Below are 12,858 nucleotides of genomic sequence, written 5' to 3' on the forward strand. Positions count from 1 at the left end.
CGGAGCTCGCATGACACGGTGGATTGAAATCGGAGCCCTGGACCAGATTCCGCGCCTCGGCGCCCGCGTGGTGCGCACGGCGTCGGGAAACATCGCGGTATTCCGGACCGAAGACGACGAGGTGTTCGCGCTCGACGACCGTTGCCCACACAAAGGCGGACCGTTGTCGCAAGGCATCGTGCACAACAAGCGGGTCACCTGTCCCTTGCACAATTTCGTCATCGAGCTTGCGAACGGCGAGGCGGTCGCTCCTGACGAGGGATGCACGCACTCGTATCCGGCCAAGGTGGAGAACGGCACCGTTTGGCTGTCCGTTCGTGAGGTAGTCACCGCTTCGGCCGATTGAGGGTAACGACGCGTGCCAGTCAAGACGACATGTCCCTATTGCGGCGTCGGCTGCGGCGTCGTGGCCGACAGGGATCCGGCGGGGGCGGTCACGGTCCGGGGTGATCCGCTGCATCCGGCAAATTTCGGGCGGCTGTGCGCGAAAGGATCGGCGCTGGCTGAAACCGTCGACCTGGAAGGACGCCTGCTCGAGCCCATGATCAACGGCCGCGCTACGACCTGGGATGCCGCGCTCGGCCATGTCGCCGATGGATTCAGCAAGGCGATCCGGGAGCACGGGCCTGACGCGGTGGCGTTCTACGTCTCGGGCCAGCTTCTCACCGAGGACTACTACGTCGTCAACAAGCTCGCGAAGGGCTTTGTCGGCACCGCCAACATCGATACCAATTCGCGGCTGTGCATGGCCTCCAGCGTGGTGGGTCACAAGCGTGCCTTCGGCAGCGACACCGTTCCGGGTTGTTATGAAGATCTGGAACTGGCCGACCTGCTGGTCCTGGTCGGATCCAATGCGGCCTGGTGCCATCCCATCCTCCATCAGCGCATGCTGGCGGCGAAAGCGAAAAATCCCGCTTGCCGCATCGTCGTCATCGACCCGCGCCGGACGGCGACCTGCGAGGGCGCCGATCTGCATCTGCCGGTTCGTTCGGGCAGCGACTCCGTCTTGTTCAACGGATTGCTGGCGTATCTTGCGAAGAACAAGGCGGCCGATGGCGCGTTCGTCGGCGATTTCACCACCGGCGCCGAGGCGGCGCTGGCGCAAGTCGCCGGCCAGACCGTGGCGCACACGGCTGACGTCTGCGGGTTGACGGGCGGTGCAGTCGAGCAGTTTTTCAGCTGGTTCGCCAGGACCGAGCGCGTCGTCACGCTCTATTCCCAGGGCATCAATCAGTCGAGCAGCGGCGTCGACAAGGTCAATGCGATCATCAACTGCCATCTGCTGACCGGCCGGATCGGAAAGCCCGGCATGGGGCCGTTCTCGCTCACCGGCCAGCCCAATGCGATGGGCGGACGCGAAGTCGGTGGCCTCGCCAACCAACTCGCCGCCCATATGGAGATCGAGAATCCGCGCCATCGCGAACTCGTGCAGCGGTTCTGGCGCTCGCCCGTCATCGCGGACAAGTCCGGGCTCAAGGCGGTCGAGATGTTCGACGCGATGGCCGACGGGCGTATCAAGGCGGTCTGGATCATGTCCACCAATCCGCTGGTCAGCCTGCCGGATGCCACTCGCGCGCGCGCCGCGCTGCATGCCTGCGACCTCGTCGTGGTGTCGGATTGCATGCGCCACACCGACACCACGCGTCACGGCCATGTGCTGCTGCCTGCGACGGCGTGGGGCGAAAAGGACGGCACCGTCACCAATTCCGAGCGCCGCATCTCCAGGCAACGGCCGTTCATGCCGGCGCCCGGCGCCGCGCGCGCCGATTGGCGGACCGTCTGCGATGTCGCCCGCCGCATGGGATTTTCGGGCTTCGACTATACGAGCGTGGCCGAGATCTTTCGGGAGCATGCCAGCCTCTCCGGTTTTGAGAATAATGGCGCGCGGGATTTCGATCTCTCCGCCCTGAGCACGCTCGATGATCGCGCTTACGAGACGCTGGCCCCGGTACAATGGCCGGTGACGCGGGATTATCCGACCGGCACGCCGCGGCTGTTCGAGACCGGAGGCTTCTTCACCCCCGATCGCAAGGCGCGCTTTATTCCGGTTGTGCCGCGCCCACCCAAGAACCCGACCAGCCGCGAGCATCCCCTGATTCTCAACACCGGCCGGATTCGCGACCAGTGGCACACCATGACGCGGACCGGGAAATCGCCGCGGCTGATGATGCACATGTTCGAGCCCTGTGCGGAATTCCACCCCGAGGATGCGCGCAAGGCGGGTATCGAAGATGGCGCGCTGGCACGGCTGACCAGTCCATGGGGCCAGATGGTGGCGCGCGTGACCGTCACCGCCGAACAGCGACGCGGCTGCGTGTTCGTGCCGATGCACTGGAATGGCGAGTATGCCGGCGACGGCCTGATCAACGCGCTGGTCAATCCCGCGACCGACCCGATATCCGGTCAGCCGGAATCCAAGCATACGCCCGTGAAGGCCGAGCCCTATCGGCCGAAATGGCATGCCTTCATTCTAAGCCGTTACGAGATCGAACGCCCGGAGAAGGGGTATTGGGTTTCCGGACGATCGGGCATGTGCTGGCGCATGGAGCTGGCGATCGAGGAACGGCCGGCGAGCTGGCGCGATTGGGCGCGCGCGCAGCTCCGCGCCGAGCAGGAGGACATCGAATGGATCGCCTATCGCGATCCGAGCATCGGCCGGTATCGTTACGCGAGCATTCGCGACGGGCGGTTGGAGGGATGCATCTTCATCGCCTCGGACCACAGACTGGTGTCGCGTTCATGGCTGACCAATTTGTTCGCGGAAAACACGCTCTCGCCAAAGGCGCGGATGTCGCTGCTCACAGGGCAGCCGCTGGAAGCCGGCGAAGATATCGGGCCGATCGTCTGCTCGTGCTTCGGCATCGGGCAGCGGCAAATCTCGGCCGAAATCAATAAAGGCGCGAGAAATGTCGAAGCCATTGGTCAACGATTAAAAGCCGGCACCAATTGCGGGGCATGCAAGCCGGAGATCGGCAAGCTGCTCAATGGCGCGCCCGTACCCAAACCCCTGCCGGCGTGAGTTTTTCCGATTCCCGGCCTATTTGCCGGGTCCATCCTTGCCCGTGACGAACACGTCGCGATGGGGAAATTTCCCGAACAGTTCAGGCGGCTGGCTGAAATTGGTGGCGAGCACGTCGGCCGGGTTAGCCGCGATCCATTGCGACAGGTCGATGGTCTCGTAGATACCGGAATTGAAGCCGATCAGGATGCGCGCAGGCTTGTCGCCGATATTTTCAATGGAATGCCCGTAGCCTTGCGGGATATAGCCGACGTCGCCTTCCTGCAGTTGCTCTATCCTTGTGCGCCCGTGCGAGCCGAACAGGGTCACGCTGACGGTGCCGTCCAGCACGTATTGCCACTCGTCGGCGTTCGGATGCCAGTGCAGTGTTCGCAGCGCACCGGGATCGAGATCGAGCACGACGCCGGTAATGGTTCTCGCGATCGGGAAGCGGCTTGAGTCGACGCGCCATTCCCGGCCGCCCTGAAAGATGCCTTGCGGCGGCTGCGCCAGCAGGCGGTATTTGTGCGTTTGCGGCGGCAGCTTCCAGCCCTGCAGCGGCACTGAAGGCTCCGCGGGTGGCGGCTTGCCGCGGGAAAAATACACTTCGTCCTTCGGAAAACTGTCGAACGCCGATTCCGGCACGCCGAAGTTTTTCGCCAGCAGCGCTTTCGGGATGTGCCCGATCCAGTCGGTGATGCTGAAGGTGCCGAACTCGGAAAAATAACCGTTGTCGAAGATCAGGATGAAACGGCAGGGCTTGTCGCCAAGACACTGCAGCATGTGGCCGTGACCACGGGGAAAGTACCAGACGTCGCCCGGGTCGAAATCGTTGGTCTCGGCAAGGCCGTTGGGATCGACGACGGTGGTGCGAACGCGGCCTTCAAACACGAACGCCCATTCCGCCGCGGTGGCGTGCCAGTGCATCTCGCGCATCGCGCCGGGCTCGAGCCGCATCGAAACCCCGGCAATTCCCTTGGAGATCGGCAGCTGCGTGACGGTGGCTTCCTTGCCGTAGCTGTTGCCGATCACCTTGCCGCCCGATTTCTCCAGCGCGAACTTGAAGGTCGGCAGGTCCTTTCCCGACACCGCGGGATCGGGGACGTTGTTCATGAAGCTGGGATCGCCGGCGACCGCCACTTGCGATCCGGCCAGCGTCGCCAGCGAGGCGATGGCAGCGGCAGCGAGAAACTCCCGGCGTTGCGGATCGGACATGTCGGTCCCCCTGGTAAGGCCTCCGGCGGGCGGCCATGCGGCCTCCGGCGCTGGCACGGGCCAGTGATCTCACGGGATCATGCTGGCAGCCTGGCATCACGTCCAGCCTGCGCAGGTCCGCTTGCAGTGCAACGCGGACTTGGCAAAAGGCGATGTCCGACAACCATGTTCCCACGGCCTCGCTCGTCTTTCAGCCGCCAATGGCTATTTTGAACTGATCAGGGTAGGCTCTTGGAGCTTTCTGACGCGTGGCCGCATGCTCGTCTCCGACGAGGGAAAGATGCAGTGATGCTATGTGACGGCTCTTGGATCGCGACGGGATTTGATGATCCGGCTAACGCGAAGGGCTTGTCATGAACCAGACGATTCCAGTCAATGAGCCCGGACGCCTTGTCGCGCTGACAAACTACGCAATCCTCGACACGCTTCCAGAAGCCGGTTTCGACGAAATCACCGAACTCGCGGCGCAAATCTGCGGCTGCCCCGCCGCCCTGGTCAGCTTCGTCGACGCGTCGCGGCAGTGGATCAAGGCGAAGTATGGTCCACTTCCAGCAGAGCTTTCCGAATGCCCGCGGGAAATTTCGATTTGCACGGCTACGATCTGCAACAACGACATCCTCTACATTCCCGACCTGATAAAGGATCAACGATTCAATACCAGCCCGCTGGTGACGGGCGATATGCACATTCGCTTCTATTGCGGCGTTCCCCTCATCACGCAGGACGGCTATGCGCTGGGCACTTTGTGCGTGATCGCCTTCGAGCCGCGGGAACTTACCTTCGAGCAGCAGGAGGCGCTCAGACGACTGGCACACCAGACGATGGTTCACCTCGAATTGCGCCGGCAATTGCTCGTGCGCAACGAGATGCTGCGTGAATTGGAGCGTGCACGCGACCAGGCCGTCGCCGGGAAGGCCGAATCGGACAAGCTGCTGCTGAACATCCTGCCGTCATCCATCGCAGCCGAGCTCAAGGCAAATGACCGCGTTCAGCCGCGCTTCTTCGACTCTGCAACGGTGATGCTGATCGATTTCACCGGCTTCACCCGACTGGTCGAAACCATGGAGCCGGCGAGCGTCATTGACCAGCTCGACCAGCACTTCACCGTGTTCGACGACATCATGGCCAAGCATCGCCTCGAAAAACTCAAGACGATCGGAGACGCCTATCTCGCCGTTGGCGGCGTGCCGGAGCCCAACCGCTCGCACGCCATCGATGCCGCATTGGCGGCGCTGCAGGTCATCGATCACCTGGCCAGGATCAATCGGCAACGCGAGAAGCTGCACCTGCCGGCGTGGCAGGCGAGAATTGGAATCAATACCGGACCGGTCATCGCCGGCGTCGTCGGGAAACACAAATTCACCTACGATATCTGGGGAAATACCGTGAATATAACCCAGCGCGTCGAAGCCGCCGGCGCTCCCGGACGCATCAGCATCGCCGAATCGACCTGGCAGCACATTAAAACGCGATTCGAGATCGACGCTCGTGGCGCCGTCGAAGTGAAGCATCAGGGTTTGGTGAATATGTATTACCTCAACCGCATCCGGCCCGAATTTTCCTCTGATCCGGCCGGGATAACGCCAAACGACCGGTTCTGGAAACAGGAATGAGCGTGCGCTTTGCGCCGCCGCCCGGGAAGGGCGCCATCGCCGGATCATCTCGATGGAGCGGCGCGCCGTGCAGACTTGCCTTCAGCGGAAATGGCAGGCGACCCAGTGGCCGTCGGCGCTTTGCTTGAGCGGCGGGGCCTCGCTCTTGCATAGCGGAAACTGCGCGATCGGGCATCTGGTGTGAAAGTGACAGCCGGTCGGCGGCGAAATCGGGTTCGGCACTTCGCCCGACAGCCGGACGCGCTGTCGCTTCACTTTCGGATCCGGTATCGGCACCGCCGACAGCAGCGCTTCGGTGTAGGGATGCCGCGGCGAGGCATAGAGTTCGTGGGCCGACGCCATCTCGACAATGCGCCCGAGATACATCACCGCGATGCGCTTGGAGATATGCTCGACCACCGCAAGATCGTGGGCGATGAAGAGATAGGCGAGCCCGAACTTTTCCTGCAGATCTTCCAGCAGGTTGATGACCTGGGCCTGGATCGAGACATCCAGCGCCGACACCGGCTCGTCGCAGATGATCAGCTTGGGCTCGACCGCAAGCGCCCGCGCGATGCCGATGCGCTGGCGCTGGCCGCCGGAGAATTCGTTCGGATAGCGGCTCATATGGTCCGCGCGCAGGCCGACGGTTTCCAGCAAATCCACCACGCGCTCTTCGAACTGCTGTTTGGTCTTGGTCAGTTGGTGGATGATCAGCGCTTCGCCGACGATCGCGCCCACATTCATGCGCGGATTGAGCGACGCGTAAGGGTCCTGAAAGATGATCTGGATGTCGCGGCGCAGGATGCGAAGGTCGTCGGCCTTGAGCGAGCGGACATCCTTGCCGTCGAAATGGATCTCGCCCGAACTCGGTTCGATCAGGCGAAGCACGCAGCGGCCGGTGGTCGATTTGCCGCAGCCGGATTCCCCGACCAGGCCCAGCGTTTCGCCGCGGTCGACGTGAAAATCGACGCCGTCGACCGCATGAACGCTGGCGATTTGACCGCTGAACAGCCCGCCCTTGAGCGGAAATTCCTTGGTCAGTTTTGCGACTTTGAGCAGCGGCTCGCTCATTGAACCACCGTCGTTTCGGCGTGGATGCAGGCCACCTTGTGGCCGGGTTCGAGCTCGCGCAACGCCGGCTGCGCGCGCACGCATTCGTCGGTGGCAAAACCGCAGCGCGGCGCGAAGCGGCAGCCCTGCGGCGGGTTGATCAGCTTCGGCACCGTGCCGGCGATGGTCTGCAGCCGGGCCTTGCGGCCGCCGCCCCGGTCGACGCGCGGGATCGAGCGGATCAGGCCCTGCGTATAGGGATGGCGCGGATTTCCAAACAGCTGATCGACCGCGGCTTCCTCCACCACCTTGCCCGCATACATCACCACCACGCGCTGGGCGACTTCGGCGACGACGCCCATGGCGTGGGTGATCAGCATGATCGACATGCCGAGGCGCGATTTCATGTCCTGCAGCAGATCGAGGATCTGCGCCTGGATCGTGACGTCGAGCGCCGTGGTCGGCTCGTCCGCGATCAGGAGCTTCGGATGGCAGGACAGCGCCATCGCGATCATCACGCGCTGCCGCATGCCGCCGGAAAACTGGTGCGGGTAGTCGTTGACGCGGCGCGCCGGGTTCGGGATCTGGACCAGCGCCAGCATGTCGATGGTTCGCTCCAGCACGGCGCGGCGTCCGAGGCCTTCATGCAGGGCGATTACTTCGCCGATCTGGTCGCCGATGGTGTAGACCGGATTGAGCGAGGTCATCGGCTCCTGGAACACGATGGCGATTTCCTTGGCGCGAATCCGGTTCATCTCGTCCGCCGCCATCGGCACCAGGTCGCGGCCCTGCCACAGGATCTGCCCGCCGGCGATCCGCCCGGGGGGCATTGCGATCAGCTTGAGCACGGAAAGCGCCGTGACCGTCTTGCCGCAACCGGACTCGCCGACCACGCAGACCGTCTCCCCGCGCCGGACGGCAATATCGACGCCGTCGACCGCCTGCACGACGCCGTCGTCGGTCGCGAAATGCGTCTTCAAGCCCCTGATGTCGAGCATGGGCGCTTCGTCAGTCGGTTTCGCACCCACGCTCGCGGTATCCTCCGGACGCAACATTACATGACTCTCCGGGGGTCGAGCGCGTCGCGCAATCCGTCGCCAATGAAATTGATGGTGAGCACGGTCAGGAAAATCGCGGCGCCCGCGAACAGCGCCCAATGGGGTGCGATGTCGAGATAATCCTTGGCGTCGAACAACAGCCGCCCCCAGGTCGGGATGTCAGGCGGAAAACCGAGGCCGAGAAACGACAGCGTCGATTCCGCGATGATTGCCGCCGCGACGTCGATGGTGCCGGCCACGATGACAGGCCCGAGCGAGTTCGGCAGGATGTGCCTGATCACCAGCCGCGGCGTGGTGGCGCCGAGCGCGCGCGCCGCTTCAACGAATTCCTTTTCGCGCAGCGACAGGAACTGCGCGCGCACCAGCCGCGCCACCGGCATCCAGCGAAACGCACCGATCACGAGCACGATCAGGATGAAGACGCCGCCCTCGGGGCCGACCCAGTTCTTGAGAAAATCCCGGAACAGGTAGATCACCAATAGCAGCAGCGGCAGTTGCGGCAACGCCAGGAAGAGGTCGGTGATCCACATCAGCGCGGCGTCGACGCTGCCGCGGGAGATGCCCGAGATCGCCCCGATCAGGACGCCGACGATGATGGCGACCGCCATCGCCGCGAAGCCGACCGCCAGCGAAATGCGTCCGCCATACAGCATGCGCGCCAAGAGGTCCTGGCCGAGATCGTCGGTGCCGAACGGGTGGTCCCACGACGGGTGAGCGAGCCGCGCGGTGAAATCGATTTCGTTGATCGGTATCCGCCAGATCAGCGGCCCGAACAGAACGGCCGCGGTCAGCAACGTCAAAATGCCGATGCTCGCCACCGCCATGCGATGGCGGCGAAATTTTCGCCACACCTCATAGCCGGGCGAAATGTGGCGCGGGCGTCCCTCGAGCGGAACGACGACGTCAGCGATAGGAGATGCGTGGGTCGAGCCAGCCATAGATGATATCGGCCAATAGGTTGAATACGACGACGAGACAGGCGAACACGAAGGTCACCGCCATGATGACCGGCGTGTCGTTGGCGAGGATGGCGCTGATCAGCAGTGAACCAATGCCGGGGATGCGGAAGATCTGTTCGGTGACGATGGCGCCGCCGAACACCGCCGGCATTTGCAGCGCGACCAGCGTCACCACGGGGATCAAGGCGTTGCGCACCACGTGCTTGATGACGACCTTGCCTTCGTTGAGGCCCTTCGAGCGTGCCGTCGTGACATAGTCGAGCCTGATGACGTCGAGCACCGCCGAGCGGACGTAGCGGGTATAGGAGGCGGCCTGAAACAGCCCGAGCACCGAAATCGGCATGATCGCCTGCTTGAAATATTCGAAAGCCCAGGCCCAGCCGGTGGCCGGGATATCGACCCGGTAGACGAACGGCAGCCAGCCGAGATTGATGCTGAAGATCAGGATCAGCAGCAGCCCGGTGAAGAAGGTCGGCAGCGAGAAGCCGATGAAGGCAAAGGTGTTGGCGATCTGGTCGAAGATCGAATAGGGCCGCATCGCCGCATAGACGCCGACCGGCAGCGCCACCGCCAATGCCAGGATCTGCGACGAGCCGACCACGAACAGCGTGGTCGGAACCCGTTGCAGGATCAATTGGTCGACGTTGATGCGGCTGGCGAACGAAAAGCCCCAGTCGCCCTGCAGCATCGCGGCGAGCCAGCGCAGATAGCGGATGAAAATCGGATCGTCGATGCCGAACTTCACCCGCAGCGCCTCCCGGACTTCGGGCGGCACATTGGAGTTGGTCGCAAGTTCGCCGAACGGGTCGCCCGGCGCCAGCGCCAGCAGCACAAAGAGAATGAGGCTGATGCCGAGCAGGCTGGGCAGGGCGATGATCAGGCGCCGGAGGATGTATTTTCCCATGGTCGTCCTGCCACCGCCCGTTCAGATCTTGCGCATCGCAAAGCTCACCTCAGGTCTCGCGGTACCAGTTCGCGATCTGCCACAGATCGTTGTCCCAGCCGCTGAGAGGCACCGTCAGATTGCCGGCGACGGCCGAGACCTTCGGCCGGCGGAGCAGGGGCTGGATGTAGTTGTCTGTCACGACGAGGTCGTTGAGCTTGATGAACATCGCGGCCCGCTTCACGGCATCGAGTTCGCCCTCGGCCTGCTTGTAAATCTCGTCATATTCCTTGTTCTGCCAGCGCGAGACGTTGCGGCCTTGCCACTTGTTTTCCTTGTTCGCCGCGCGCCATGACAGATACTGGTTCATGAAGAACCCGGCGTCGGGCTGCGTCATGGTGGTGTTGTACATCTGCGCATCGCAATAGAAATGCGTGTAGGTGTCGGGATTGGCGGCGTCGGAGGAGAAAAACACCGATGCCACCACCGACTTCAGTTCGACGTCGATGCCCGCCTTCTGGCACGCCTGCTTGATGATGGCCTGCGTCTTCTGCCGGGGCGCGTTGATCGAGGTCTGGTAGACGAACCGCAGCGGCTTGCCGTCCTTGGCGCGAATGCCGTCGCCGCCTTTTTTCCAGCCGGCGGCTTCCAGGATCGCGTTGGCCTTCTCGATGTTGAACTCGAATTTGGTGTTCTTCGAGCGAACCTTTTCCGGGGCGTTGAGGAAGTTTGCGGTGGCGCTCGCCGTTCGGCCATAGATGAACTTCTCGATCGAGGCGCGATCGATCAGGAGATTGATGGCCTGGCGCACCGCCGGGTCGCTGAACAGCGGATGCTTGGTCTTGACGCTGGCGCGTTCGCCGTCGACCTCCGCGGCCGGATCGGTCGAGTTGAGCATGATGAATTCGATATTGCCGGTCTCGACGATGCTGACCTTGCCCTTGCCGGCGCCTTCCAGCTTGGTCAGGATTTCATCTTCCACCTGCATGTTCCAGGCATAGTCATATTCCCCGGTCTGCAGCACCGCGCGCGCGGCCGACACCGCGTCGCCGCCGCCCTTGATCTCGATGTTGTCGAAATACGGACGGTTGGGCATGTGGTAGTTCGGATTGAGCTTGCCGCGGACGATGTCGCCCGGCTTGAAGTCGACGAAAAGGTAGGGACCGGTACCCACCGGCTTGAGGTTGGTCGGCGCGTCGCGCGACTTGCCGCCGATGTAATCCGCAAACAGATGCTTCGGAATGATCATGCCGTAGGTGCCGACAAAGGCATCGGCCCAGAACGGCGTCGGCTTCTGGAAGGTGACGCGAACGGTGAAATCGTCGACCTTTTCGACCTTGGCGTCCTTGTAGCTGGCGATCGAGACCGCGGCGGTCTCGGGATTGCGCGCATATTCCCAGTTGAACACGACGTCATCGGCCGTGAACGGCATGCCGTCATGCCATTTGACGCCCTTTTTCAGCTTCCAGACCACCGAGAGGCCGTCCTCGGTGAGGCCGTTGTTTTCCTTGCTCGGGATTTCGGCGGCCAGCACCGGGACCAGATTGCCCTCCTGGTCCCATCCGGCCAGCGGCTCGTAAAAGACGCGGGAGCCGTCCTGGTCCTTGGTGCCGACGGCGAAATGCGGGTTGAGCAGGGTGACCGCCTGCCAGTAAAGGATTTTCAAAAGCCCGCCGCCGCCGGCCTTGGTCGGCTTGTAGGGGATCGCGGTCTGGGCCATCGCCACCCCGGACTGGGCCAGCATCATGCCGGCCATCGGTGCCGTCAGGCCGACGGCGATCATCTGCTGGACAAAAGACCGCCGCGACAAGCGTCCGGTCTTGACGTCTGCAATGAGATCTCGAAGTTCCCGTTCTTGCATCGGATTGGCTCCTCGGCTGGTGCAAAATGCCTGACTCACGCCCCCTGGCGCCCCTGCCGCCGCAGGGGGCGTGGACCAAATGATCGGACCACCAAGGAAATGGATCAGGTTAGTACCAGCCTGTCAAAGCAGGAACCGGGCCACGCTTCGCCAAAACCGTCTTGACCAAAAGTCCGGCTTGACCCGGCGGAACAAACGACCGGTTCGCCACGAGACCGGCTATCCGGACTGCAGCCACGCTAGTTCGATGGGAAAAGCGGCGCCCGCGCCTAATTGCGGTGGCGCACCATGAACCGGCTCAAGCCCGGCAACGATCGACGGCGCCTGCGACGAAATGCTCGCGACGGGCGCCGGGGTGCGATAGCGGGGCAGATGATCCTCGAGCGAATAAAACACGCACAGCGCCAGGCTCGACCAGACCGCCAGGCTGAAATACAGCGACATCCAGGCGATCTCTTCCTTCCACTCGGCAATGTCGTGCGTCACGATCCAGCGCGTGCGCACGTCGCGCAGACCCTCGAGCGGGTGCAGCAGCGGATTGCCGTCGGCGACATCGGCCCGCCACCGGTTCAGATACATCGGCACGTCCACGGTCATCAGGAACGCCAGATAGAACGCGATCCCGACGATCGTGACGATCAGGATCGCGCGCACCGCGCCGTCGAACTCCGGCAGCAGGCGGCAGAGACCGACGCCGATGATGAAGAAGACGACGGCCCAGATCGAATTCTCGATCGCGTTGTTCAGATATTTGGTGGTCAGCACCGCGTGCCATGAGTAGCACTCCGCGATCACGATCAGCGGCACGATCACCCAGGCGGCGTTCACGGTGGTGTCCGCGCCCGTGATGGTGCCGAGCTGGTGCAGGATAACAGCCCATTGTGCCGCGAAGGCGATCTCCGCCACGGTCGCAACCGAGCGGCCGACGAACACGCTCGACAGCCAGGTATCGAACAGGCAGATCCGCTGCACATCGGCGCGCGGCAGGATCGAGCGGAAGGCGCAGCCGAACACATAGGCCGCGCTGAGCGCAAGCATCAGCTCGACGCCGGACGTGCTGGCTGGGTTTCCAATCGGCTGTCCGTGGAGCTGGCGGTACAGCACGAACCAAACCGCGATATTGGCGCCGCTGACCAGCGTCAGCATGCCCCACCACCGGATCACCGGATTCGACCAGGCCAGGGAGGCTGGTTGCGCACGCCATTCCAAGCTCATTCACCGCTCCGCATTTAATCGAAC

At 63.1% G+C, this 12,858-nt stretch carries 10 protein-coding genes; 3 read left to right on the plus strand and 7 right to left on the minus strand.

The window, feature by feature from the left end; genetic code table 11:
- The first annotated feature begins 10 nt into the window (after nt 1-10).
- On the plus strand, nt 11-346 hold the full coding sequence (nirD, locus tag JQ629_RS01755) for a nitrite reductase small subunit NirD (protein WP_212410735.1): 336 nt from the start codon (nt 11-13) through the stop codon (nt 344-346).
- 12 nt (nt 347-358) lie between these two features.
- On the plus strand, nt 359-3,019 hold the full coding sequence (locus JQ629_RS01760; RefSeq protein WP_212410737.1) for a nitrate reductase: 2,661 nt from the start codon (nt 359-361) through the stop codon (nt 3,017-3,019).
- Between the two features lie 18 nt (nt 3,020-3,037).
- Here the strand turns inward: JQ629_RS01760 and JQ629_RS01765 are convergent, their stop codons facing one another.
- Nucleotides 3,038-4,213, minus strand: a complete 1,176-nt coding sequence (locus JQ629_RS01765) for a cupin domain-containing protein (protein ID WP_212410739.1) — start codon at nt 4,211-4,213, stop codon at nt 3,038-3,040.
- Between the two features lie 353 nt (nt 4,214-4,566).
- On the opposite strand from JQ629_RS01765, the gene JQ629_RS01770 reads away from it, so the two are divergent.
- Entirely contained in the window at nt 4,567-5,826 is a 1,260-nt protein-coding gene (locus tag JQ629_RS01770) for an adenylate/guanylate cyclase domain-containing protein (RefSeq protein ID WP_212410741.1), read from the plus strand.
- 81 nt (nt 5,827-5,907) lie between these two features.
- On the opposite strand, the gene JQ629_RS01775 is transcribed toward JQ629_RS01770, so the two are convergent.
- The 6 genes from JQ629_RS01775 to JQ629_RS01800 form a co-directional block, all read right to left on the minus strand.
- Nucleotides 5,908-6,879: an ABC transporter ATP-binding protein gene (locus tag JQ629_RS01775; protein WP_212410743.1), complete on the minus strand. Its 972-nt coding sequence runs from the start codon at nt 6,877-6,879 to the stop codon at nt 5,908-5,910.
- Nucleotides 6,876-7,856 (minus strand): ABC transporter ATP-binding protein, encoded by a 981-nt coding sequence (locus JQ629_RS01780; RefSeq protein WP_249134757.1) that lies wholly within the window; start codon nt 7,854-7,856, stop codon nt 6,876-6,878. Before JQ629_RS01780 ends, JQ629_RS01775 begins: the two co-directional genes overlap by 4 nt.
- Nucleotides 7,857-7,912: 56 nt before the next feature.
- Complete coding sequence (locus tag JQ629_RS01785) at nt 7,913-8,854, minus strand: ABC transporter permease (protein WP_212267902.1); 942 nt, start codon at nt 8,852-8,854, stop codon at nt 7,913-7,915.
- Nucleotides 8,820-9,779 (minus strand): ABC transporter permease, encoded by a 960-nt coding sequence (locus JQ629_RS01790; protein WP_212410748.1) that lies wholly within the window; start codon nt 9,777-9,779, stop codon nt 8,820-8,822. Before JQ629_RS01790 ends, JQ629_RS01785 begins: the two co-directional genes overlap by 35 nt.
- 49 nt (nt 9,780-9,828) lie before the next feature.
- Nucleotides 9,829-11,619, minus strand: coding sequence for a peptide ABC transporter substrate-binding protein (locus JQ629_RS01795; protein ID WP_212410750.1), 1,791 nt, complete (start codon nt 11,617-11,619; stop codon nt 9,829-9,831).
- A 219-nt stretch (nt 11,620-11,838) separates the two neighbouring features.
- A complete protein-coding gene (locus JQ629_RS01800; RefSeq protein WP_249134758.1) occupies nt 11,839-12,834 on the minus strand; it encodes a hypothetical protein in 996 nt (331 codons plus the stop codon).
- Nucleotides 12,835-12,858: the final 24 nt, after the last annotated feature.

This window comes from Bradyrhizobium sp. AUGA SZCCT0222 (assembly GCF_018130205.1).
Classification (GTDB): domain Bacteria; phylum Pseudomonadota; class Alphaproteobacteria; order Rhizobiales; family Xanthobacteraceae; genus Bradyrhizobium.

What these genes read in the sequence shown, in the direction of transcription:
- JQ629_RS01775 (WP_212410743.1), bottom strand. Translation starts at nt 6,879, where the DNA reads ATGAGCGAGCCGCTGCTCAAAGTCGCAAAACTGACCAAGGAATTTCCG.
- JQ629_RS01785 (WP_212267902.1), bottom strand. Translation starts at nt 8,854, where the DNA reads ATGGCTGGCTCGACCCACGCATCTCCTATCGCTGACGTCGTCGTTCCG.
- nirD (WP_212410735.1), top strand. Translation starts at nt 11, where the DNA reads ATGACACGGTGGATTGAAATCGGAGCCCTGGACCAGATTCCGCGCCTC.
- JQ629_RS01790 (WP_212410748.1), bottom strand. Translation starts at nt 9,779, where the DNA reads ATGGGAAAATACATCCTCCGGCGCCTGATCATCGCCCTGCCCAGCCTG.
- JQ629_RS01765 (WP_212410739.1), bottom strand. Translation starts at nt 4,213, where the DNA reads ATGTCCGATCCGCAACGCCGGGAGTTTCTCGCTGCCGCTGCCATCGCC.
- JQ629_RS01800 (WP_249134758.1), bottom strand. Translation starts at nt 12,834, where the DNA reads ATGAGCTTGGAATGGCGTGCGCAACCAGCCTCCCTGGCCTGGTCGAAT.
- JQ629_RS01770 (WP_212410741.1), top strand. Translation starts at nt 4,567, where the DNA reads ATGAACCAGACGATTCCAGTCAATGAGCCCGGACGCCTTGTCGCGCTG.
- JQ629_RS01780 (WP_249134757.1), bottom strand. Translation starts at nt 7,856, where the DNA reads ATGCTCGACATCAGGGGCTTGAAGACGCATTTCGCGACCGACGACGGC.
- JQ629_RS01795 (WP_212410750.1), bottom strand. Translation starts at nt 11,619, where the DNA reads ATGCAAGAACGGGAACTTCGAGATCTCATTGCAGACGTCAAGACCGGA.